Origin of the sequence: Brucella oryzae, from assembly GCF_041929965.1 — a bacterium.
GTDB lineage: Bacteria > Pseudomonadota > Alphaproteobacteria > Rhizobiales > Rhizobiaceae > Brucella > Brucella oryzae.
The window spans coordinates 207,950-229,619 of record NZ_JBHEEO010000007.1 but is presented as its reverse complement, the minus strand read 5'-3'; the positions used below and the strand labels follow the sequence as shown (position 1 = coordinate 229,619).

Genomic DNA, 21,670 nt, shown 5'->3' with positions numbered 1-21,670 from the left:
TCAAACCCACTAACCATCCTCCTTATGCAACAAAAAGGAGACACCAAAGAATGTCGCGATAACAACCGGAACCCAGGCAGCCACGAACGGCGGAACGAATCCCGCATTCCCGAATGCCTTCACCAGCACCGAAACGACATAAAGCATGAAGCCTGCGATAACGCCACCCAGAATCATCGCTCCCGACTGACCAAATCGCACAAATTTCAACGATACTGTTGCAGCAATGAGAGTCATTGCCATCAGCAATGCCGGCAACGCCAGAAGTGACTGGTATTGCATGTCAAATGCGTTTGCGGAGTAACCGAAGGAACGCGCGACTTCGATCTTGTGGCGCAATTGTGTGAACGGAATCGTATCCGGCGTTGCGAGCTTCTCTTCCACATATTCGGGACGCAACTGTGTCTCTATCCGGAAACTCGCCATTTTCTGGGGTTCTTCGCCGCGTGCGAATCGCGTCACATCGGTAAGCTCCCAGTAGCCGTCCTTCAGCTGTGCTGTCCGGGCGTCGTAGCGTTCCTTGATGTTCTTCTTTTCATCGAACTGAATGAATGTCGCGTCGGCAAGGGTCGCACCCTGATCCAGAATGCTTTTTGCGCCGATGATGGTTTCGCCTTCATCGGTCTTCTGGCGCAGCCACGGATCGCGCAGGGCGGAAACGTCAGTCACCTTGCCGGTCTTCCATGTCGACGCGATTTCATCAGCCTTGGCAAAGCCGTAAGCGGCGAATGGATTGAGAATGAAGATCGTGGCAAGACCGAACAGGAAAGCACCGAAACAGGCAGGCAAAAGGAACTGCCAGGCCGAAACGCCGACGGAGCGCGCAACGACCAGTTCGTATTTCCGGTTCAGCGAGATGAGCGTTGCCATTGCGGAAAACAATGCCACGAAGGGGATCATCTGCTGCATGATGAAGGGCACGCGCATGGCGGAAAGAGCAAGCGCCGCCCACACCGAATAGTCCGGCAGATTGGAAAGCTTGCTGGCGTTCTCGGTGAAATCGAGAAGCAATGCCAACGCAAAAATGCCGAGCAGAAAATAAAGTGTAATCTGCACATAGCGGATGAAGAAATAGCGCCCGAGCGTCCAACCGATCATGCCTGGCCTCCGGCATTATTGCGCGAGCGCCCGGTGAAACGGGCATAAAGTTCCGAGGCACGGTTTCTCAGACTGTCGAAATTGTCGAGAATGCGGTCGTTCCATTTGTCCGGCAGGCCGATCCGCCGCCCGGTGGCGAGAGCAAAGCCCGTCACAAGAATGACGGCGAGCGGGACAAGGTACATGACGACGATATAGCCAGCGTCCTTGTCTGCGCGATCCGATGCGAAATAACCCGCCCAATAGACGAGAAGCGCAGTACTGATTGCCGAGAAGGAGGCCGAAACACGTGCTTCGCGGTGCGAACGGGAATCGCCTGCAAAAGCCAGCGCAATCATCGCAAAGACAACCGGATAGAGCCATTGTGTCAGGCGCCGGTGCAATTCGGCCTTGTAGCGCAGCGGGCGGGTTTGCAGGATCGGGTCGTTCGGGTCCGGGTTCAACAGATAGGATAGCGGACGGTCTTTTGCATAGATGACGAAATCGTCACCGGCTGAGGCGAACTGGCTGAGATCGAAAGCATAGGAATTGAACTTGATGATCGAAACCGTGCCATCGGACACATCACGCCGCTGCACTTCGCCATTCTGCATCAACAGCATGTCGCCGGTCGGCGTCGACGCAATCGCGCCATCCGCAGCGTAATAGATGAGATCGAGCGACGGATCGCGGGAATCGGCGATGAAAAGCCCGCCAATGCTGCCGTCGGCGCGCCGCTCCGCCACCTGAATATAGAGATTATCCGCCAGCTTGCGGAAATTGCCTTCCTGAACGATGACATTCATCAGATCAGCGCTGGCATTGGCGATCATGGCGCGCATGTTCATGCGCGCATAAGGATCGACATAATTGGCGACGAGAAACGAGACGACGGAAATCACGGCCGCAAGAATCAGGATGGGACGCATCACCGCGCTGCGCGGCGCGCCCGATGCATTGATGACGACCAACTCGGAATCCTGGTTCATGGTGGACAGCGTCTGCGTGATCGCAATAATCAGGGCAAACGGCATCACGAGCGGGATGGCCGATGGAATCAACAGCGAACTGAACTGAACGATGGTCTGGAATGTCTGTCCGCTTGTGGTCAGAAAGTCGATGCGCTGGAGCACCTGCACGGTCCAGGTAATACCGACTGCCGCCCCAAGCACTGCGAGGAACATGATCGCCACCCGGCGCAAGATGTATAACTCGATCAATCGCATAGGTGGAGTCTACATCCCGGTTCCGTTGAAGGGCACGCGCCCGAAAAGGCTGCAATGCTCGTGATAATCACTAAACTTAATGACGCTTGGCTAAGATTGACCCAATAAACGCAGTTAACAGATTACTAAAAGCATCATGAAGACACCAGCTCTGCTGTTTCCCTTAATGGGTGATGAGTGGGCTGATGGCAACCAGTTTTTGCAAGCGGTGGGGAAGACGGATTTGCGATTGTGTATTGCACGGTTTTCCTCAACCTAAAACTGGAACAATCTGGGATCTGCTCTTGCTGTTTCGCCATATTCGTCTCACATGAGTGGGGAAAAGTCGCGACACAATCGTGTCATTCTCAAATCAACACCAAGTTTGGAGTTGTCATGTCTAAACGTCCTTCGATCTCTTTCAGCGATTTTGCAGTACCGGAAAAAGGCGTATCCATCGTTCTCGTCGCCGAGGGCGGTGGTTTTGCGGATGAAGCGGCTGAGGCCGTCGGCGGTGCGGAAAAGATCAAGCGGATTGCCGAAATTTCCGGCTTTACCGGCGCTCTCGGCAAGACGGCGGAAGCGATTGAGACAACTTCCAGCGGCGTGGACAAGATCGTTCTGGTCGGCGTTGGCGAAACCGGCAAGCTTGGCAATGACGACTGGCTGAAGATCGGTGGGGCTGCATTTTCGCGAATCGGCAAGGCGGAGCGCGCGACTGTAACGCTGGCATTGCCTGAAACCACCATCGCCGGTGACGAAGCAGCAGATCTGGCGCTTGGCATGATCCTGCGCTCTTACAAGTTTGAACGCTACAAGACGCGCAAGAACAATGAGGAAAATGGCGGCGATCCGAAACATGCGGCCAAGATCAGCATCTGCGTTGCTGACCCGCATACGGCAAAGCGTGCCTTCGAAGTTGCAGAAGCGGTCGCGGACGGTGTGATCCAGGCGCGCAATCTCGTCAATGAGCCTGCGAATATTCTTGGTCCGGTGGAGTTCGCGCAGGAAGCTGAAAAGCTCGAAAAGCTTGGCGTCAAGGTCGAGGTGCTGGGCGAAAAGGAAATGAAGAAGCTCGGCATGGGCGCGCTTCTGGGCGTGGCGCAGGGCTCGGTTCGTCCCCCGCGGTTGGTCGTCATGGAATGGCAGGGCGCGAAGAGCAAGGAAAAGCCGGTTGCCTTCGTCGGCAAGGGCGTGGTGTTCGATACGGGCGGCATCTCCATCAAGCCTGCTGGCGGCATGGAAGACATGAAAGGCGACATGGGTGGTGCGGCAGCTGTCACCGGCCTGATGCGCGCGCTGGCAGGTCGCAAGGCGAAGGTTAACGCCATTGGCGTGATCGGCCTTGTCGAAAACATGCCCGATGGCAATGCCCAGCGTCCGGGCGACATCGTGACATCCATGTCCGGTCAGACGATTGAAGTCATCAATACCGATGCCGAAGGCCGTCTCGTTCTCGCCGATGCGCTGCACTACACGAATGACCGTTTCAAGCCGCGCTTCATCATCAATCTGGCCACGCTCACGGGCGCGGTCATGGTCGCGCTTGGCCAGTATCATGCAGGCCTCTTCTCCAATGACGACGAGCTTGCGGACCAGCTTTACGATGCGGGCCAGTCGACCGGCGAAAAGCTGTGGCGCCTGCCGCTCGGCACCGAATATGACAAGATGATCGATTCGAAGTTTGCCGATATGAAGAACAGCTCTGGCCGTTATGGCGGATCGATTACGGCAGCGCAGTTCCTCAAGCGTTTCGTCGGTGAGACTCCTTGGGCGCATCTCGACGTTGCGGGAACGGCCATGGGGTCGCCTGCCAGCGAATATAGCCAGACATGGGCTTCCGGCTATGGCGTGCGCCTGCTGGACCGTCTTGTCCGGGATCATTTCGAAAGCTAAAACAACAGGATGGGTGGAGAAGCGGAATCAATTTCTTCACCCGTTCCCGAAACGGATAATGCATGGCGGAAATCCTCTTCTACCATCTGACGGAATCGACACTCGACGAGGCCTTGCCGGGTCTGGTCGAGCGCTCGCTCGGGCGCGGCTGGCGCGTCGCGATCCAGACTGTCAGCGAGGAAAGACGCGATGCGCTGGATGGCCTGCTCTGGACCTTCTCCGATACGTCTTTCGTGGCGCATGGCACCGATAAGGAGCCTCATCCCGAACACCAGCCGGTCCTGCTCACCACCAGTGAAGCCAATCCCAACGGTGCGACGGTGCGCTTTCTCGTTGAGGGGGCAGGGCTGGAACAGGCGGATGCCTATGAACGCCTGGTCGTGATGTTTGACGGGCACGATCAGGAACAGCTCGATATTGCCCGGGGGCAATGGAAAAGCTTCAAGGCTGGAAACCACGATTTGACCTACTGGCAGCAAGCACCGGATCGACGCTGGGAGCGAAAGGCGTGATGCGGGCGCTATTCATTTTGATGATCGTCGCGGGTTTTGGCCTTGGCATTGGCTATCCTTGGTATATGCGTCATTTCACCGGCAGCGAAATCGGCCGCTGGACCATGCTGGAAAACCGCCAGAGCGGCTTCAAGATACAGGAAGTCAGGCTGTCGGCGGATGATGGTCCGGTGCGCGTGTTCATCGATGCGACGCCCTTGCCGGGCTATGTGCCTGCGGAACGGCGTTCGGCGGTGACGCTTGCCGTCAGCCGCGACGGGATGCCTGTTCTTTCGCAGGGGCTTGATTTCGCTTCGACCAGCGGTTCCATCAATGCGGACCGACCGCAGGATGGCAGCGTTCTGCGTCAGAGTGCGGGTGACATCGATCCGGTCATTCCGGGGCTTTACGCGTTTCGTCTGGTGCAGGGAAACACGGACGGGCTGCAACTTTCAAAAGCCGATCTGGTGCTGCGCCGCGGAGCGGAAACACCCGATGAGGTCTATACGACGATCGGTCTGATCCTCGGTGCAACCGGTCTTTATGCCCTGATGCGCACGCGCCTGCGCAGACGTAGGTTTGAATAGAGCATAATCCGATCGGAGTTAAACGAGGATCGATAAGATTATGCTTGAAATAGAAGAACTTAAAGCGCCGATCTGATCCAGTCGGATCGAAAGGCCCCTGAAGGCCGGTTTCTCCTTCAGACGGAATGTTCATGGACACGGTTCCGCCGTTCGTCAGATATCCAGCAATTCGAGCAAGGGGCTAAAAGCATAGAGTGCTGCCCGTCGCCCTGATGACGGCTCAATGGTGCGTAGCAGCCCGGCCTCGACAAGCCGACGCGATAGCAAACGGGCCGACGAGGCTGGAATGCCGGAACGATCCACGAAGCGGTCATTACGAAAGACCGGACTTGCGAAAACAAAATCCAGCGCCTGATCGTGGAACTGGGAGTTCAGGACCTCGCGAAACCGTTCGCGCATTTCGCCATGCAGAGCAAAAATTCTGTCCGCAGTCTGAATATTGACCGTGGCCTGTGCGTGCATGGCTTGCAGAAAGAAGACGCTCCAGCCGGTCCAGTCGCCATCGGAGGAAACACGGCGCATTCTCTCTATATATTCATCCTTATGCTGTTCAAAATATCCTGAAACGAAGAAGTTCGGCTGGCTGATGATTCCCAGTTTCCAGAGCATCAGGGTGATGAGCATACGCCCAATCCGACCGTTGCCATCCTCGAACGGGTGGAGCGCTTCAAACTCCACATGCGCAAGAGCCGTGCGAATGAGCGGGCGCATCGCATTTCCGTTCATGAAACGAAGCAATTCGCCCATGGCAGGTTCCAACTGCTCTGGGGAGATCGGGACATAGTAGATTTTTTCCCGCCGCTGCTCGCCTATATAGTTTTGCTCGTTCTTGTAGGAACCTGGACGTTTGCGGGCACCGCGCCCGGCAAACAGCAATTGCTGGTGGGCGGTTCGGATCAGATGTTCGCTCAACGGCGCTCCTTCGGCCAGCGCCTGTTGCGCGTTGCGCAGCGCGCGGGAATACAGGAAGGTTTCTATATCGTCGTTGCGCGCTTCCCTGTAGGGATCGGAAACGCCCGCATCCTCTTCAGCTTCGAGGCGATAAAGTTCCTCAATGGTGGAGATCGTACCTTCCATTCTTGATGAACTGACTGCATCCTGACGACGCAGCGGGGCAAGAAACAGTTCGCTGTTCACCATGCTCGACATTTTGGCATCGTAACGCGCTAGAGATGCTGCAGCCTCCTCAAGAGGGCCAAGCAGAGCCTCGTAATCGAGAGAAGCGGGAGGAAACGCTCCGGCATGATAGTGGACCGCTGCCGATAGGTCGTAGGCTTTGGTGATCATTTTATTGTCGATTCTGTCATCAACTCGGGTTGCTGACAGAGTAATGACGTCAAAACAGTTTGACAACAAAAATAGAGGGGATTTTGCCGTCAAATCCGATTGCCGTTAATAGGCTGACATCAACCCATAATGAGAGTTGATGTCAGACGGCAGAAATAAGCGCTCATTCGGCCATTGCTTCTTCATATTCGGTGGAAAGCTCCAGCCACTTGTCTTCAGCATCTGCAAGGGCGGAGCGGGCATCGCTCATGTCCTTGTTGATCCGGATCGCCTTCTGCGGCTCCTTCTCGTAAAGGGCAGGGTCTTCAAGCTGCGCGGTGAAGCCTTGAATCTGTTTCTGCAGTTTTTGAATCAAGGCTTCGGTTTCCTTGATCTTTTTCTGCAAGGGGGCCATGGATTCGCGCTTCTGGGCGGCGAGCTTTCGCTGTTCTGCCTTGTTGACCCTGGCGCTATCGTCGCGGTCGGCGGCCGGTTCTCCCTTGGCGTCGGCCAGAACGATCTGACGGTATTCATCGAGATCGCCTTCAAATGCCTTCACGCCGCCTTCGCGGACCAGCCAGAGCCGTTCCATCGTGGCTTCGATCAGATGGCGGTCGTGGGCGATCAGGATAACCGCGCCGTTGAAAGCATTGAGCGCATGCACAAGCTCTTCGCGGCTGTCGATATCCAGATGGTTGGTCGGCTCGTCGAGGATCAGCAGGTTCGGACCATGGAAGGTTGCAAGCCCCATCAAAAGGCGTGCTTTCTCGCCGCCGGACAGGTCTTTGGCCGGTGTCAGCATTTTCTCGGTTGAAAGCCCCATCTGCGCAACGCGGGCGCGCACTTTCGCCTCCGGTTCCGTCGGCATCAGCTTGCGCACATGCTCGATGGCATTGTCTTCCGGTATGAGGTCATCCAGCTGATGCTGCGCGAAGAAGGCAACCTTCAGGTTGGGCGAAACCGTCAGTGTGCCCTTTTCGGGCGTCAGGCGACCGGCAATCAGCTTGGCCAGCGTCGACTTGCCGTTGCCGTTCGAGCCGAGAAGCGCGATGCGGTCGTCATTGTCGATGCGCAGCGTCACATTGCGCAGCACCGGCTTGCCCGGCACGTAGCCCACATCCGCATTGTCGAGAGCTATGATCGGGGAGGCGGCTTTCTTCTCCGCATCCGGAAAGCGGAAGGGCTGCACATGGCTTTCAACATAAAGCTCAATGGGCTTGAGCTTTTCCAAAGCCTTCAGGCGCGACTGTGCCTGCCGCGCCTTGGTCGCCTTGGCGCGAAATCGCTCCACAAAGCTTTCCATATGCTTGCGGTGGGCTTCCTGCTTGGCATGGGCCTTTTGCTGCAATTCCAGCATTTCGTGGCGCTGGCGCTCGAACTGATCGTAGTTGCCTCGCCAGAAGCTGATCTTCTTCTGGTCGAGATGCATGATCGAGCTGGTCGCCGAGTTCAAAAGATCGCGGTCGTGGCTGATGATGATGACTGTGTGCGGATAGCGCTTCACATAGTCGACCAGCCACAGCACGCCTTCAAGGTCGAGATAGTTGGTCGGTTCGTCGAGGAGCAGCAGGTCTGGTTCGGCAAAGAGAACGGCGGCGAGTGCGACGCGCATGCGCCAACCACCTGAAAACGCGGAGGCCGGCTGGCGTTGTGCTTCGGCGTTGAAACCGAGACCGGAGAGAATGGCGCCTGCGCGCGCTTCCGCCGAATGGGCGTCGATATCGGCGAGGCGGGTGTGAATTTCAGCAATACGATGCGGGTCGGTTGCCGTGTCGGCCTCTTCAAGAAGTGCTGTGCGCTCCTTGTCCGCCTTCATGACGATTTCGATCAGCGCTTCGTCGGTGCCGGGTGCTTCCTGCGCCACCTGACCGATACGTGTATTCTTCGGAAGCGAGATGCTGCCGGTTTCCGGCGCAAGATCTCCCGTAATCACGCGAAACAGAGTTGATTTGCCGGTGCCGTTGCGGCCAACAAAACCCGTCTTCGATCCCGCAGGCAGCGTTACGCTGGCGTGGTCGATCAAGAGGCGTCCGGCAATTCGTACGGAGATGTCGTCAAGAATAAGCATGATGAAAGCGCTTTTGCACGGCTTGAAGCGTTTCCGCAAGCTTCAACAATAGTCAGGCGAAGCGGCGTCCGCCTTCCGTTCGCAGGAAATGCATGAGATCGAGCGACGGCGCTTCGGTCCCCAGCCTTGTGAAGGCGGCGTGGATCTGCCCGCGATGGTGCGTCTGATGGTTGAACATATGGGCAATCGAGGGGGCGAGCCGCTGGCTTATCGTGCGCATTTCGCGCGTAGGCGTGTAGGTATAGCGACCGCCAAGCTGTTGAGCATCGAGGCTGTCGGCATAGCGGCAAATGCGCGCGTCTTCCGCCTGACGCAGATCACGCAGCATGATGAAATTGTCGGAAATAATGGTGTCGAGTTGCTTTGGATGGTCGCCTTCCGTAGTGAAGCGTTTCATCCAGATGCGGTCGGCAACCAGCAAATGGTTGAGCGTGCGATGAATGGAGCCGAAGAACAGGCCGAGGTCGAGCCTGTATTCCTCGTCGCTCAATTCGGCAGCCGCGGCATAGACCAGTTCATTCGCCCACCGGTTATAATAGGCGAACATCTGAAAATACTGTTCCATGAAAGCCCCCGCTACTCGATAGCCTGAATCAGAATGGCATTATCTATGCCTTCAAATTTCCGTTGTCTCAAGGTGCCAGGCGGTACGCGATGTGTTCTAAATAGCGCGGCCTCTTGGCAATTCGGCCTATCGACGGTATAGAGCCTCACTTTTCTAAAATTTCCCAGCAAACAAGGTGTCATAATGGCAATCGAACGTACCTTCTCCATGATCAAGCCCGATGCGACCCGCCGCAACCTGACCGGCGCTATCACCGCCAAGCTCGAAGCAGCTGGCCTGCGCGTCGTCGCTTCGAAGCGCGTCTGGATGAGCCTGCGTGAAGCTGAAGGCTTTTATGCTGTTCACAAGGATCGTCCGTTCTTCGGCGAACTGACCGAATTCATGTCTTCCGGCCCGACGATCGTTCAGGTTCTGGAAGGCGAAAACGCCATCGCCAAGAACCGCGAAGTCATGGGTGCGACCAACCCGGCTAACGCTGACGAAGGCACCATCCGCAAGGAATTCGCCCTCTCGATCGGCGAAAACTCCGTACACGGTTCGGACGCTCCGGAAACCGCTGCAGAAGAAATCGCATACTGGTTCTCGGGCACCGAAATCGTCGGCTGATCCCATTGAATATTCAAGGAAAAAGCCCGGATCATTCCGGGCTTTTTTCGTTTCAAAGGCTTTGCGCGAGCCTTGCCATTTCTTTCCCGTCGTCATCGAAGAGAACAAGCTTACCCATATCGATCTTGTAGGACCGTGTTCTTCCCAGGACGTCCATGAACTTGCGCTCCTGGTTCATGAGAGCAGGTGGGCACTGGACATAGGTCGATCCGATATCGGCGAAGGAAATATTTTCCCCGGTGACGGTTGCCTTGCTGAAATAGCGATTGCAGCCGCCCGAGCCGCTGACGGTGCCGTCGGTCGAAACCGTCAATGTCGTCTGCGCATTGTCGATCACGCCGCCGCCTTGAATATCTTCTGCGAGCCAGTCCTTGCCCTCAATGCCGATGGCCACGCCTTCGTCACCGCTCTTGCGGACCATCACGACCTTGATTTCTGCCGGTGCGCCGGGATTTTCCGGATCGATGGCATAGCGTTCGTCATTGACGAACCACAGCGTATCGCCTGCCGAAATCCGCGCCTGCAGGGCATAGGTGTGGCCGGGTTGGATCTGATCCGTATCAAAATTGATGGCGAACGGGATCGGCGAACCCTGAACGGATTCGATCCTTGTTTCTCCAATGACTTTGGAGGGGGCGTCAGCCAGCGAGACGTCGGATAGCTGAACGGTGAGGCTCGCTTCCGGCGGCAGCGCGATACGTTCGCGATACGTGACCTTGCCGCTGACCGTTTTTTCGGCCGCCAGACTGCTTGTCGGCATCGACGTGGTCAGGAACAAGGCAGCGCCGCCAAGCGCGCCAATGCCGACCACAAGCGCCGCCGCAATTGAAAGGGTTTTTGCCAGTCCATTTCGCATCGTTAAAGCCCGAAACTTCCGTTCCCGCACGCGTTGTTTGTTGCCAGACAGATGGCGCTAATGGGGATTCCAATCTGTCCGTCATCGTCGCTTGTCAGCGTCTGATTCATAAGGCTGACATTAGCGAAATCTTCATGTGAAAATTGTGGCGGCGCAAGAACACACCGACCAAATTATTCATTAATTTAGGGGGTTAAATAGTTAATTCGCAATTAAAATGGGAAATAGCGATCAACAGAATAACCTGTAATCGGAAAATTATGATTGCTGCCAGCGTTCACGAATTTTCTCATCTTCCTCCCTGGACGACACCCAACCGCCGACCGAACCGTCCGCGAGGTGCTCCCGCTTCCAGAACGGAGCGTCGGTTTTCATGTAATCCATCAGGAATGAGGCGGCCTCGAACGCCGCATGTCGATGCGACGACGCTGCTGCGACCAGAACGATGTTTTCGCCCGGTTTTATAAGCCCATAACGGTGAATGATCGTGAGAGCCGTTATCGGCCAGCGTTCGATGGCCTGCCGCGCGATGCGGGTGATTTCCGCTTCGGCCATGCCCGGATAATGTTCCAGTTCCAGAGCGGAAAGCGTGCCGCTTTCATCGCGGCAAAGGCCGGTAAAAGTGACGATTGCGCCGATATCCGTGCGCCCATGCTCAAGCTTGCGCAGTTCCGCTGCCGTATCGAAGTTCTCGCTTCTTATGCCGACGAAAAGTGGGCACGTAGTCTGCCCGCTCATTTCACCCTCCCGTCATGGGCGGAAAGAGCGCAACCTCATCGCCGTCATTTACAAGTTCGATATGCTCGGCATGTTCCTGATTGATCGCGGCACGAATGACATGCTCATGCTCGAAGGCGGCTTCATATTCATCGCCGCGCGATTTCAGGTGGCTGATCAGATCGCCCACGGTTGTTTTGGGTGAGGGGAGTTCGATGATCTCTTCACCCTTGCCGATTTTCTCGCGCACCCATGCGAAATAAACGAGTTTTACCGTCACTGGATCAATCCATTACGTGTTTGAGGCCTGCCTTGAAGTAATCCCAGCCAGTATAAAGCGTCAGAAGCGCCGAGGCCCAAAGCAGGACAATGCCAATTTCCGTTACATAAGGCATGATTTTGTCACCGGCAGGACCCGCGAGCAGAAATGCCAGCGCAATCATTTGCGCGGTCGTCTTCCACTTGGCCAGACGGGAAACGGGAACGCTGACCTTCAACTCGGCGAGATATTCACGCAGGCCCGAAACCAGGATTTCACGGCACAGGATGATGATTGCGGCCCAAAGCGTCCAGCCGGCAATGGTACCGTCAGCTGCGAGAAGCAGCAGAATGGCAGAGACGAGAAGCTTGTCAGCAATCGGGTCAAGCATGCGACCGATGGTCGAAGTCTGCTTCCAGATGCGGGCAAGGTAGCCGTCGAAAAAGTCTGTGATGCTGGCGACGGCAAACAATCCGAGAGCCGTCCACCGGGCGAAATCGCTTGATTCCAGCCGCCCCTCGACAAAGAAGCACAATACCACAAGGGGAACGGCAATGATCCGTCCGTAAGTGAGAATATTGGGCAAGGAGAGGGTATGTTTCTTCTGCATTGTTCCGCCGCGTCGTTGTTAGAGCGGTTCCTGTTTTCAACAGGATCATTCGAACTGCTCTAACCATCTGTTTTTATGCATTTCCGAACGCAAACCGTTTTACACTGTTGGCTCGATATTGCTCTGGCGCACATCATCAGGGATGACCGATAAAATCAACACCTGCGAATATGTTGTGCCGGGACCTAATGACGCTTGTGCACGAATCCCGGACAAAATTACGTCATCTGTCACGAAAATGGTCGTGAATCGTCTTGGCCATCGCCTCCGAGATGCCTTCGATCTGCATCAAATCGGCGACAGCGGCTCTGGAAACCGCTTTTGCGGTCCCGAAATGATGCAGAAGCGCACGCTTTCTCGATGGACCGATTCCCGCAATCTCATCGAGGGGATTTTTGACCATCTCTTTCTTGCGCCGGGCGCGGTGCGTGCCGATGGCAAACCTGTGTGCTTCATCGCGCAGACGCTGGATGAAATAGAGCACGGGATCGCGCGGCGGCAGCGTGAAGGGCTGCTTGCCTTCCACGAAGAAACGTTCGCGTCCCGCTTCACGATCGATGCCCTTGGCAATGCCGATTGCATTGACGAGATGGCTGATGCCAAGCTCGCCCAGAATCTGCCTGACCACACCGACCTGACCTTGCCCGCCGTCGATCAGAATGACGTCGGGCCAGGCAGGAAACGTATCGGTTGCTTCCGCATCGGCTGGTTCTTCCGGCGTGCCATGTTCCTTGACCAGCCGCGAGAAGCGCCGCTCGATTACCTCGCGCATCATGCCGAAGTCGTCGCCCGGTGTAATATCAGTCGAGCGGATGTTGAACTTGCGATACTGGTTTTTGACAAAACCTTCCGGTCCGGCGACGATCATCCCGCCGACAGCATTCGTGCCCATGATATGGGAGTTGTCGTAGACTTCGATCCGGCGCGGCGGCTGAGACAGGCCGAAAGTCTCTGCCATGCCCTGCAACAGGCGTGCCTGCGACGATGTTTCGGCAAGCCGCCGTCCAAGCGCTTCGCGGGCATTGGTGAGCGCGTGATCCACAAGGTCTTTCTTCTCACCGCGCTGGGGAACGTTGACCTGTACCTTATGTCCCGCGCGCGTCGAGAGCGCTTCGGCGATAAGCGATTGTTCCTCGACAGTCTCGGACAACAGAACGAGACGCGGACATGGCTTGTCGTCGTAGAACTGGGACAGGAAAGCTCCCAGAACTTCTGCCGCGCCAAGCGAACTGTCGGCTTTCGGGAAATAGGCGCGATTGCCCCAGTTCTGACCGGTGCGGAAGAAGAAGACCTGGATGCAGGTCATGCCGCCTTCCTGATGAATGGCGAAAACGTCTGCCTCTTCAACGGTCTGCGGATTGATGCCTTGATGTGACTGGACATGGGAAAGTGCGGCCAGACGGTCCCGGTAAACCGCTGCGTGTTCAAAGTCGAGGTCAGCCGATGCCGCCTGCATTGCCGTTGCCAGATGGTCCTTTACCGACTGGCTCTTTCCGGACAGGAACGCCTTGGCTTCGCTGACAAGCTCGGCATAGTCCGCGTCGCTGATTTCATGCGTACAGGGGCCGGAACAGCGCTTGATCTGATAGAGAAGGCAGGGACGCGTGCGCGTTTCAAAGACCGAATCGGTACAGGTTCGCAACAGGAAGGCGCGCTGGAGGGCATTGATCGTGCGCCCCACGGCTCCGGCAGAGGCGAAGGGGCCGAAATATTCGCCCTTGCGGGACCGTGCGCCGCGGTGCTTGAAGATGCCAGGTGCCCGGTGATCGCCGGTCAGAAGAATATAGGGAAATGACTTGTCGTCGCGCATCAGCACGTTGAAGCGCGGGCGCAATCTCTTGATGAGATTGGCTTCGAGCAGCAGAGCTTCGGTTTCCGTCCGGGTGACGACGAATTCCATCATCGCCGTCTCACGGATCATGCGCACGATACGATTCGAATGGGCTATGCCGCGCGCATAATTGGAAACGCGTTTCTTGAGATTGCGCGCCTTGCCGACATAGAGCACATCGCCATCGCTGTTGAACATGCGATAGACGCCCGGATTGTTCGGCAGACGCTTCACAAAAGCATTGATGATATCCTGACCGCTCAGGCCCTCGATATCCGGCAGGCCATCCGAGGAATCCCACTGGATGGAATCGGCAGCCGATGGCGATGCGGGGGCTTCAATTATGTCCTCGCTCTCATCCTCCTCCTCGGTTTCCGCGTCGCCAATGATAATACCGGCTACATCCTGCTCGTCATCCGACGGCAGGTTTGCGACGGTATCCTCATTGTTCTTGCGGTTTCCAGTCATTCGGTAATTCCTGCGATATCCGGGGTTTCCCATGCCAGATGCTGTCCGCCATCAAGCGCGATCATCTGGCCGGTGACGGAACGGTTTTCCCAGAAATAGCGAACAGTACGCCCGAATTCCGACAATTCCGGCGCACGCTGCAAAAGAAGTTTTTCGACCTGCTGTTCGAAATCGCCCGGCTTCTGCCGTTCGCTCGGCAATGTCGGGCCAGGTGCGATTGCATTGACCCGAATCTGTGGTGCCAGTGCCTGCGCCATGGTTCGGGTGGCATTCCAGAGAGCAGTCTTCGAAAGCGTATAGGAAAAGAAGTTCGGATTGAGCTTCCAGACACGCTGGTCGATCACATTCACCACCAGTGCTTCTTTGCCGTCGGGCAGGGCTTTCGCCATTTCTTCGGCCAGCAGGACCGGCGCCTTGAGATGGATGGCAAAGTGCTTGTCCCACAGCGCCATATCCAGTTGGCCGATGCGGTCATCTTCAAAGAGGGACGCATTATTGACGAGAAGCTGAATCGGTCCGATCTGGCGCGACGCATCTTTCACAAGATGGCGAACATCGGATTCGGACGAAAGGTCCGCACGCACGATGCAGGCTGTTCCGCCTCGTTCCGTGATGGCTGTTGCCAGAGCCGCGCCTTCATCGATGGAATGGTTGCAATGTATGGCGACCGGGAAGCCATGAGCGGCAAGGTCTTCGACAATTGCCTTTCCGATACGCCGTGCGCCGCCGGTTATCAGAACCGGACATTTGGCAAGCAGGCGGGGCTCGTGATCGTTCAACACGGTAAACACTTTCTTATCGAGATTCTTCGATCTTTTTCATGCCATTTCGGCCGGAAGATTACAGCTAAAAACAGCCTCTGCAATATTCATAACTGACAAATTGGTAGAGATTTCAGCGACTTCGTTTTTGTCTGCCGGGGGCTATCGTCCCCGTAATCGACTCTCTCCCACTATATAGGTAGCTGAATCCGGCGTTGCGATAATGCAACATCGCATTTTTGCCATGTTCTCGTCAGGTTCTCTCCACAGAAGGGGGCATTTCGTGCCGCAATTACCGTCGATATGTCGGTCCTGTCAGCGCGGCATGGACGATTTGCTCCCAACATCGTCCGCCCGATAAGGGACCGCGCTAAAGGTAATTTGTGTAAGGAGAATGCTATGCGCACTCTTAAGTCTCTCGTAATCGCCTCGGCTGCGCTGCTGCCGTTCTCTGCGACTGCTTTCGCTGCTGACGCTATTCAGGAACAGCCTCCTGTTCCGGCTCCGGTTGAAATGGCTCCGCAGTACAGCTGGGCTGGCGGCTACACCGGTCTGTACCTCGGCTACGGCTGGAACAAGGTCAAGACCAATACCGACGGCAGCATCAAGCCGGACGACATGAAGGCTGGCGCTTACGCTGGCTGGAACTTCCAGCAGGATCAGTTCCTATACGGTGTTGAAGGCGACGCCGGTTACTCCTGGGCCAAGAAGTCCAAGAATGGCCTGGAAGTCAAGGAAGGCTTTGAAGGCTCGCTGCGTGGCCGTCTCGGCTACGACCTGAACCCGGTCATGCCGTACATCACCGCCGGTGTTGCTGGCAAGCAGGTCAAGCTCGACAATGGCTTTGACGACGAAAGCAAGTTCCGCGTTGGTTGGACTGCTGGTGCCGGTCTGGAAGCCAAGCTCACGGAGAACATCCTGGGCCGTGTTGAATATCGTTACACCCAGTTCGGCAACAAGACCTATGATCTTGGTACCGAGTCGGTCCGTAACAAGCTCGACACCCACGACATCCGCGTCGGCGTTGGCTACAAGTTCTAATTATCTGATAATTGAACACGGAAAACCGGGCAGGCAACTGCCCGGTTTTTTGTTGCGTTTTTTTACTCAGTTGTTCGCGGCATCCGTCAGCCAGTCGCGAAAAGCTGCCATCGTCTCGGTTTCCGTCCGCGACTGCAGTCTGGTCAGCCAGTAACTGCCCATCGTCACCGTCGTTTCGAAGGGCTGGACGATGGTTTCCGACAGTAATTGACGGACGAACATGAGCGGCGGCGCAAGCGCTATCCCCGCTCCCTGCATGGCTGCCTCCATCATCGCAAGCGACGAATCGAACATGATGCTTCGGGGCAGGGGCATGTCACCCGTTACACCTGCTGCCAGAAACCATTGCGCCCATTCATCCGCACGATAGGAGCGCAATAAAGTATGTCGCGCGAGATCGGCCGGTGTACGCAATTCACGCGCCAGCTCCGGAATACATAGCGGCGACAAGGGCGCTTCCAGCAATCGGGTTGCATCGATGCCGTGCCAGGCACCGCTGCCGAAACGGATGGCGTAATCGAGACCCTCCGCCGCGATATCCACCCGGTTGTTGTTGGTCGAAAGCCGCAGATCGATGAACGGATAGCGATTCTGAAAATCGCGCAGACGCGGCAGAAGCCAGCCGACGGCCACCGTGCCGACAGCGCCAACCCGCAATATTTCCCGATAATGCCCCGCCTCGAAACGCTCAAGCGTTCCGGCTATGCGGTCGAAGGCATCCTTCAATGTGGGAAGCAGCGTTTCGCCTTCGCTCGTCAGCATCAGTCCGCGGGGCAGACGCTCGAACAGCGTCACGTTCAGCCGGGTTTCCAGGCTCTTCACCTGATGGCTGACGGCTGCCTGCGTGACGCAAAGTTCAATCGCGGCCTTCGTAAAGCTCAGGTGGCGCGCCGAAGCCTCGAAGGCGCGCAGCGAATTGAGCGGGAGATGCGGTCGGACCATGTTGACCCTAATTTTTCTAATGCCAAATGCTAGATAACGTCGTTTGTCGCGATTGCGCAAGCGTCGTATATCGACAGGGCCTGAGCGGCATATATCCCGTAGAAAACGGGCTTCAATAACGGATCGCGCATTGACGGCTATGTCTTGATAAAGATGTGGCCGAACGCATAATCATGAGGTTTATTTGTCTGTCATGAGAAAATCTACGACATTTTTGATCGGCTTCCTCGCCACTGCCGCTAATAGCGGCGCGTTTGCTGCAGACCATAGTGACCTGCGCCGCATCGTCGATGAAACCGTGCGTCCGCTCATGGCCGAGCAGAATATCCCCGGCATGGCGGTTGCCATCACCATCGACGGCAAGAGCCATTTCTTCGGCTATGGTGTGGCCTCGAAGGAAAGCGGCCAGAAAGTCGATGAAGAAACGCTTTTCGAGATCGGCTCGGTGAGCAAGACCTTCACCGCGACGCTTGGCGGCTATGGCCTCGTGACAAGTGCTTTCTCCCTGTCCGACAAGGGGACCAAATGGGCTCCCGCGCTGGCGGGCAGCAGCTTCGACAAGATCACCATGCTCGACCTTGCGACCTACACGGCGGGCGGGTTGCCGCTGCAATTTCCCGATTCTGTCACCGACGACAGTTCGATGATTGACTATTTCAAGAACTGGAAGCCGGACTATCCGGCAGGCACGCAGCGCCGATATTCCAACCCCAGCATTGGCCTGTTCGGCTATCTGGCAGCGCGAAGCATGGACAAACCGTTCGATGTCCTGATGGAGCAAAAGCTTCTGCCTGCATTTGGTCTGAAGAACACTTTCGTCAATGTGCCGGAAAGCCGGATGAAGAACTACGCTTACGGCTATTCCAAAGCCGACAAGCCGGTCCGCGTATCGCGCGGCGCGCTGGACGCACAGGCCTATGGCATCAAGACCACGGCGCTTGACCTCATCCGCTTTGTCGAGCTGCATATGGACAGTTCACCGCTGGACCCCGATTTCCGGAAGGCCGTGGCGACAACCCATGAGGGCCATTACCGCGTCGGCGCGACCAATCAGGGGCTTGGCTGGGAGTTCTACAGCTATCCGACGTCGCTCGAAACGCTTCTTGCGGGTAATTCGTCCGACATGGCGCTGAAATCGCATAAAATCGAGAAATTCGATCAGCCCCTGCAACCCTCGGCGGATACATTCTTCAACAAGACGGGCTCATCCAACGGGTTTGGCGCTTATGCTGCCTTTGTGCCTGCGAAGAAGACAGGAATCGTTCTGCTTGCCAACCGGAATTATCCGATCGATGAGCGCATAAAAGCCGCCTATCGGATATTGCAAGCGCTCGACAAGAAACAATAATCCTCAAAAAGAAACCCCGGAAAATCCGGGGTTTCATTCTTTCCAGACCGATCAGCCGCGCGGCAGCAGTTCCGTCAGTTCCGGGTGCAGTTCCTGAAAACGCTTCATCCAGCGCTTGAGCTTGGGACGGTTACGCTCCCACTTGCCTTCAAAGCGCAGCGCCAGATAGCCAAGCGCGGCAGCAACGGCGATATGACCGCCATGCAGCTTGCCAGCCAGACGTGGCGGCGCTTCGTTCAGAAGATCGAGCGCGCGTTCGGCCTTGCGCCATTGCAGGTCGAGCCAGGGCTGGTGGATTTTTTCTTCCGGGCGCATGCGCCGTTCATAGACATGCACCAGAAGCACGTCGCAAAGACCGTCGGCGATGGCTTCATAGCGCTCTGCATCGGTGCGCTTTTCGGCATTGCGCGGGAAAATCTTGTTGCCCGAAACCCGGTTCAGATACTGCGTGATGGCACGGCTGTCGAAAACCGATTTGCCGTCATCGGTCACAAGCGTCGGAATTTTTCCGAGCGGATTGGCATGGATCAGGTTCTCCGGTTCCGCCGATGTGTTGACGACGACGCTTTCAAACGGAACGCCGGCATAGTGAGCAGCCATGCGGACTTTCGCGCTGTAGGGCGAAGCGGGCGAATAGAGAATCTGTGTCATCGTAAATTCCTGATTAGGGCCTGATAAATCATTGCGTGGCGGGCATCATGACGGAGCGGCTTCGGCAGGCATTGGCATCGACCTGACCGCAGGCGCGATATTGCAGATCCTTCGTCATGCAGATGCGAACCTCCTGAAGATAGTTCCGCTTGCAGCTGATCGAAATTCCATCCGGCTTCATGCCGGGATTGGCCGCGATGAAAGCTTTCTCGACGAGAAGAGGATCCACGCGCCGCCCACTCGCAAGATTGCGCAGGCTGGGCGGAATGCGAACCTGATCGAAGGCGTTGCGCAGCGTCGAAAAATAGTCGTCCTGCGACAGGCCTGAGCAACTGCCATGCTTGCGCCACTGATAAGCGACAAGACCGGCAGAGGGCATGATGTCCGACAGGCGGGAGATAATCGGGCGAGGCACATAATTGCCCCGGCTACGGACATTATCGAACTGACAGTTGGCTGGATAGCCCCATTCGTTTTGCGGCCACAGACCATGCACCACGAAACCGAAGGGACGGTTGGTTGCACATTGCTGCTTGTTGGCGCGCGGGCCTTCCGATGCGCAATAGCTGGGCGACCAGGAGAGGGCGAGAACGTAAAAGTCGAACTCGCCCGGAATATCCTTAGCCTGTCCTGGCGCAACTGCCAGAACACTCACAACCGCCGCTGCGAGCAACGTAACCGCAGCCGCACCAAACTTCCGCAGCATATGCCCTCCACTCAATCGTTGCTCAAGGCTTCAGTGTCTGAATCAAAAAGCGACAGGCCGAGGCGAAAATGGTGATTTTCGAGTACCGGAGCGGAGCGTACTTAAAGGTACGTGAGCACCGGAACGCAGACAAATTGCCATTTGCAGACCGGCATGGCGACTTTTGGAGCAGACACTAGCGAAGAACGCGGCAGCTCGCGTCATACACATACCAGCGGTCGAAACCGTCGACGCAGAATTCGACATTGCGGCCCATCGAGGCAAAGCCCTGACCTTCTTCGACCATATACCAGACTGAACGATACTGGCCGTCGGTCAGAACGGCGGTTGCCTTGCAATAGGTGCGCTCGATCTGGGCCGGATTGGTCTTCGGCTCATAGCGCGTCAGCTGAACATCGCTCATGGCCGAAATGCCGACCTGCGGCAGGTTCGGGACATGACGTACCTGATAGCCGAAATCGGAAACCACCGAACGCAAAACGCTCTGCTGGCTGCACGCGCCTGCGTCGGCAACACCCGCAGGAGCCGGAACAAGATAGTCGGCGGCACTGGCCGGTACGGAGACAAGCGTCAGGGGGAGGACAGACGCTGCAAACAGGGCTGCGCGTGAATACTGTCCGATACGTTCCAGGGTTCGTTGCATATCTCTGTCCTGTCCCAAATTGCGGGCTGGCACCCGCTCAAATCTATGATAGTCGAAGCGTTGAGGCGCAGTTTCTGTCAGCAATTCACGCGGGTCAAGTCCGATCCGTCTCGCTGCGTACCCACTTGATGCTGAAATTGCTCCCTTTTTCCTCTGCCAGAAGCTTGGTAAGGCAGGGAAGCAGGGTTTGCATCTCACTTTCAAGTGTATAGGGCGGATTGACCACAATCATGCCGGTGCCGTCGAGGCGCGGCTCGGTGGACGGCGCACGAATCGCAAGCTCGATCTGCATGATCTTCGGAATGCCGGTTTCTCGCAGCTGCCGGGTGAATCGCTCCGTTTCCTTGCGGTCCTTCACCGGATACCACAGCGCATAAATACCGCCGCCGAAGCGTTTGTGTGCCTTGGCCAGGCCGTCGACAAGGCGATCAAATTCGCCTTCCTTTTCAAAAGGCGGGTCGACAAGCACCATGCCGCGTTTTTCCTTCGGCGGAAGATGAGCGCCAAGCGCCAGCCAGCCGTCCAGCTCGGTCACCCGAACCTGATAATCACCGTCGAATAGTTTCGCCAGTTTGGTGGAGTCCTGCGGGTGCAGTTCCAACGCAGACAGACGGTCCTGCTTGCGCAGCAAATGCCGGATAAGCAGGGGCGATCCCGGATAATGGCGAAGCCTGTCTTCGTCATTGACGGCGCGAACGGCAGCGAGATAAGGCTCCAGCAAATCCAATACGGGCTGCTCGATCTGGTCTTTCTTCACCGCGTCCATGATGCGGTCGATGCCGCCGGTCCATTCGCCGGTCTTGCCTGCCTCGATACCTTTCAGGTCATAGAGGCCAATGCCTGCATGGGTGTCGATGACGCGAAAGGCCTGCTCCTTGCGTTTCAGATATTCGACAAGGCGCGTCAGGATGACGTGCTTGACGACATCCGCAAAATTTCCGGCGTGATAGGCGTGACGATAATTCATGGCTGCGCTTGTTTCATGCCGGTCTGTTTTCGGCAAGAGGGGCGATAGCGAAAGGCAAAAATACCCCGGTATCCCTGCTGTCACAAATGTGACATACAACCTTTAATAT

At 56.4% G+C, this 21,670-nt stretch carries 22 protein-coding genes; 6 read left to right on the top strand and 16 right to left on the bottom strand.

The features are described 5' to 3' along the window. Window positions 1-9: 9 nt before the first annotated feature. Both lptG and lptF read right to left on the bottom strand, forming a co-directional pair. Window positions 10-1,098, bottom strand: a complete 1,089-nt coding sequence (gene lptG / locus JNC70_RS10120) for an LPS export ABC transporter permease LptG (RefSeq protein WP_104753777.1) — start codon at window positions 1,096-1,098, stop codon at window positions 10-12. Next, window positions 1,095-2,303 carry an LPS export ABC transporter permease LptF gene (lptF, locus tag JNC70_RS10115; RefSeq protein WP_104753778.1) on the bottom strand — a complete coding sequence of 403 codons (1,209 nt, stop codon included), beginning with the start codon at window positions 2,301-2,303 and terminating at the stop codon, window positions 1,095-1,097. Before lptF ends, lptG begins: the two co-directional genes overlap by 4 nt. A 375-nt stretch (window positions 2,304-2,678) precedes the next feature. Between lptF and JNC70_RS10110 the strand changes: the two genes are divergently transcribed. The 3 genes from JNC70_RS10110 to bspB all read left to right on the top strand — a co-directional run bounded on the left by JNC70_RS10110 (window position 2,679) and on the right by bspB (window position 5,256). Further along, entirely contained in the window at window positions 2,679-4,178 is a 1,500-nt protein-coding gene (locus JNC70_RS10110) for a leucyl aminopeptidase (RefSeq protein WP_104753779.1), read from the top strand. Between the two features lie 62 nt (window positions 4,179-4,240). Continuing rightward, entirely contained in the window at window positions 4,241-4,690 is a 450-nt protein-coding gene (locus JNC70_RS10105; protein ID WP_104753780.1) for a DNA polymerase III subunit chi, read from the top strand. Continuing rightward, window positions 4,690-5,256, top strand: coding sequence for a type IV secretion system effector BspB (bspB, locus tag JNC70_RS10100; RefSeq protein ID WP_104753781.1), 567 nt, complete (start codon window positions 4,690-4,692; stop codon window positions 5,254-5,256). Before JNC70_RS10105 ends, bspB begins: the two co-directional genes overlap by 1 nt. A gap of 153 nt (window positions 5,257-5,409) precedes the next feature. Here bspB and JNC70_RS10095 read toward each other — a convergent pair whose 3' ends face one another. The 3 genes from JNC70_RS10095 to JNC70_RS10085 all read right to left on the bottom strand — a co-directional run bounded on the left by JNC70_RS10095 (window position 5,410) and on the right by JNC70_RS10085 (window position 9,155). Beyond that, a complete protein-coding gene (locus JNC70_RS10095) occupies window positions 5,410-6,543 on the bottom strand; it encodes a Fic family protein (RefSeq protein ID WP_104753782.1) in 1,134 nt (377 codons plus the stop codon). Window positions 6,544-6,706: 163 nt separating this feature from the next. Further along, window positions 6,707-8,590, bottom strand: a complete 1,884-nt coding sequence (locus JNC70_RS10090; RefSeq protein WP_104753808.1) for an ABC-F family ATP-binding cassette domain-containing protein — start codon at window positions 8,588-8,590, stop codon at window positions 6,707-6,709. A 52-nt stretch (window positions 8,591-8,642) separates the two neighbouring features. After that, the gene (locus tag JNC70_RS10085; RefSeq protein ID WP_104753783.1) at window positions 8,643-9,155 is read right to left on the bottom strand and encodes a DinB family protein; all 513 of its coding nucleotides are present in this window, start codon (window positions 9,153-9,155) and stop codon (window positions 8,643-8,645) included. A gap of 183 nt (window positions 9,156-9,338) precedes the next feature. Here JNC70_RS10085 and ndk point away from each other — a divergent pair, with 183 nt between their 5' ends. Further along, window positions 9,339-9,761 carry a nucleoside-diphosphate kinase gene (gene ndk / locus JNC70_RS10080; RefSeq protein ID WP_010661674.1) on the top strand — a complete coding sequence of 141 codons (423 nt, stop codon included), beginning with the start codon at window positions 9,339-9,341 and terminating at the stop codon, window positions 9,759-9,761. Window positions 9,762-9,813: 52 nt separating this feature from the next. Here the strand turns inward: ndk and JNC70_RS10075 are convergent, their stop codons facing one another. The 6 genes from JNC70_RS10075 to JNC70_RS10050 form a co-directional block, all read right to left on the bottom strand. Next, window positions 9,814-10,617, bottom strand: coding sequence for a YbaY family lipoprotein (locus JNC70_RS10075; protein ID WP_104753784.1), 804 nt, complete (start codon window positions 10,615-10,617; stop codon window positions 9,814-9,816). A gap of 258 nt (window positions 10,618-10,875) precedes the next feature. Continuing rightward, window positions 10,876-11,355, bottom strand: a complete 480-nt coding sequence (locus tag JNC70_RS10070) for a molybdenum cofactor biosynthesis protein MoaE (RefSeq protein WP_104753785.1) — start codon at window positions 11,353-11,355, stop codon at window positions 10,876-10,878. 1 nt (window position 11,356) lies between these two features. Beyond that, window positions 11,357-11,614, bottom strand: coding sequence for a molybdopterin converting factor subunit 1 (moaD, locus tag JNC70_RS10065; protein WP_104753786.1), 258 nt, complete (start codon window positions 11,612-11,614; stop codon window positions 11,357-11,359). Between the two features lie 4 nt (window positions 11,615-11,618). Continuing rightward, a complete protein-coding gene (pgsA, locus tag JNC70_RS10060; protein ID WP_104753787.1) occupies window positions 11,619-12,203 on the bottom strand; it encodes a CDP-diacylglycerol--glycerol-3-phosphate 3-phosphatidyltransferase in 585 nt (194 codons plus the stop codon). Between the two features lie 223 nt (window positions 12,204-12,426). Next, window positions 12,427-14,502, bottom strand: coding sequence for an excinuclease ABC subunit UvrC (gene uvrC, locus JNC70_RS10055; RefSeq protein WP_104753788.1), 2,076 nt, complete (start codon window positions 14,500-14,502; stop codon window positions 12,427-12,429). Beyond that, on the bottom strand, window positions 14,499-15,284 hold the full coding sequence (locus JNC70_RS10050; protein WP_104753809.1) for an SDR family oxidoreductase: 786 nt from the start codon (window positions 15,282-15,284) through the stop codon (window positions 14,499-14,501). Before JNC70_RS10050 ends, uvrC begins: the two co-directional genes overlap by 4 nt. Window positions 15,285-15,662: 378 nt before the next feature. Between JNC70_RS10050 and omp25 the strand changes: the two genes are divergently transcribed. Next, window positions 15,663-16,304, top strand: coding sequence for an outer membrane protein Omp25 (omp25, locus tag JNC70_RS10045; protein WP_104753789.1), 642 nt, complete (start codon window positions 15,663-15,665; stop codon window positions 16,302-16,304). Between the two features lie 66 nt (window positions 16,305-16,370). Here omp25 and JNC70_RS10040 read toward each other — a convergent pair whose 3' ends face one another. Further along, complete coding sequence (locus JNC70_RS10040; protein ID WP_104753790.1) at window positions 16,371-17,246, bottom strand: LysR family transcriptional regulator; 876 nt, start codon at window positions 17,244-17,246, stop codon at window positions 16,371-16,373. Between the two features lie 193 nt (window positions 17,247-17,439). On the opposite strand from JNC70_RS10040, the gene ampC reads away from it, so the two are divergent. After that, complete coding sequence (ampC, locus tag JNC70_RS10035; protein WP_104753791.1) at window positions 17,440-18,594, top strand: class C beta-lactamase; 1,155 nt, start codon at window positions 17,440-17,442, stop codon at window positions 18,592-18,594. Between the two features lie 51 nt (window positions 18,595-18,645). On the opposite strand, the gene JNC70_RS10030 is transcribed toward ampC, so the two are convergent. From JNC70_RS10030 to JNC70_RS10015, 4 genes are all read right to left on the bottom strand, one after another. Then, window positions 18,646-19,245 carry a glutathione S-transferase gene (locus JNC70_RS10030; protein WP_104753792.1) on the bottom strand — a complete coding sequence of 200 codons (600 nt, stop codon included), beginning with the start codon at window positions 19,243-19,245 and terminating at the stop codon, window positions 18,646-18,648. Between the two features lie 28 nt (window positions 19,246-19,273). Further along, window positions 19,274-19,951, bottom strand: coding sequence for a ribonuclease T2 family protein (locus tag JNC70_RS10025; protein WP_104753793.1), 678 nt, complete (start codon window positions 19,949-19,951; stop codon window positions 19,274-19,276). A gap of 175 nt (window positions 19,952-20,126) precedes the next feature. Continuing rightward, window positions 20,127-20,594 (bottom strand): phage portal protein, encoded by a 468-nt coding sequence (locus JNC70_RS10020; RefSeq protein WP_104753794.1) that lies wholly within the window; start codon window positions 20,592-20,594, stop codon window positions 20,127-20,129. Between the two features lie 94 nt (window positions 20,595-20,688). Beyond that, window positions 20,689-21,561, bottom strand: a complete 873-nt coding sequence (locus JNC70_RS10015) for a 23S rRNA (adenine(2030)-N(6))-methyltransferase RlmJ (RefSeq protein ID WP_104753795.1) — start codon at window positions 21,559-21,561, stop codon at window positions 20,689-20,691. Window positions 21,562-21,670: the final 109 nt, after the last annotated feature.

Coding starts and splice junctions, on each gene's coding strand:
- JNC70_RS10015 (WP_104753795.1), bottom strand. CDS start 21,561: ATGAATTATCGTCACGCCTATCACGCCGGAAATTTTGCGGATGTCGTC.
- JNC70_RS10040 (WP_104753790.1), bottom strand. CDS start 17,246: ATGGTCCGACCGCATCTCCCGCTCAATTCGCTGCGCGCCTTCGAGGCT.
- JNC70_RS10020 (WP_104753794.1), bottom strand. CDS start 20,594: ATGCAACGAACCCTGGAACGTATCGGACAGTATTCACGCGCAGCCCTG.
- omp25 (WP_104753789.1), top strand. CDS start 15,663: ATGCGCACTCTTAAGTCTCTCGTAATCGCCTCGGCTGCGCTGCTGCCG.
- bspB (WP_104753781.1), top strand. CDS start 4,690: ATGCGGGCGCTATTCATTTTGATGATCGTCGCGGGTTTTGGCCTTGGC.
- JNC70_RS10085 (WP_104753783.1), bottom strand. CDS start 9,155: ATGGAACAGTATTTTCAGATGTTCGCCTATTATAACCGGTGGGCGAAT.
- JNC70_RS10110 (WP_104753779.1), top strand. CDS start 2,679: ATGTCTAAACGTCCTTCGATCTCTTTCAGCGATTTTGCAGTACCGGAA.
- lptG (WP_104753777.1), bottom strand. CDS start 1,098: ATGATCGGTTGGACGCTCGGGCGCTATTTCTTCATCCGCTATGTGCAG.
- JNC70_RS10030 (WP_104753792.1), bottom strand. CDS start 19,245: ATGACACAGATTCTCTATTCGCCCGCTTCGCCCTACAGCGCGAAAGTC.
- pgsA (WP_104753787.1), bottom strand. CDS start 12,203: ATGCAGAAGAAACATACCCTCTCCTTGCCCAATATTCTCACTTACGGA.
- lptF (WP_104753778.1), bottom strand. CDS start 2,303: ATGCGATTGATCGAGTTATACATCTTGCGCCGGGTGGCGATCATGTTC.
- ndk (WP_010661674.1), top strand. CDS start 9,339: ATGGCAATCGAACGTACCTTCTCCATGATCAAGCCCGATGCGACCCGC.
- ampC (WP_104753791.1), top strand. CDS start 17,440: ATGAGAAAATCTACGACATTTTTGATCGGCTTCCTCGCCACTGCCGCT.
- JNC70_RS10090 (WP_104753808.1), bottom strand. CDS start 8,590: ATGCTTATTCTTGACGACATCTCCGTACGAATTGCCGGACGCCTCTTG.
- JNC70_RS10070 (WP_104753785.1), bottom strand. CDS start 11,355: ATGAGCGGGCAGACTACGTGCCCACTTTTCGTCGGCATAAGAAGCGAG.
- JNC70_RS10105 (WP_104753780.1), top strand. CDS start 4,241: ATGGCGGAAATCCTCTTCTACCATCTGACGGAATCGACACTCGACGAG.
- JNC70_RS10025 (WP_104753793.1), bottom strand. CDS start 19,951: ATGCTGCGGAAGTTTGGTGCGGCTGCGGTTACGTTGCTCGCAGCGGCG.
- JNC70_RS10095 (WP_104753782.1), bottom strand. CDS start 6,543: ATGATCACCAAAGCCTACGACCTATCGGCAGCGGTCCACTATCATGCC.
- JNC70_RS10075 (WP_104753784.1), bottom strand. CDS start 10,617: ATGCGAAATGGACTGGCAAAAACCCTTTCAATTGCGGCGGCGCTTGTG.
- uvrC (WP_104753788.1), bottom strand. CDS start 14,502: ATGACTGGAAACCGCAAGAACAATGAGGATACCGTCGCAAACCTGCCG.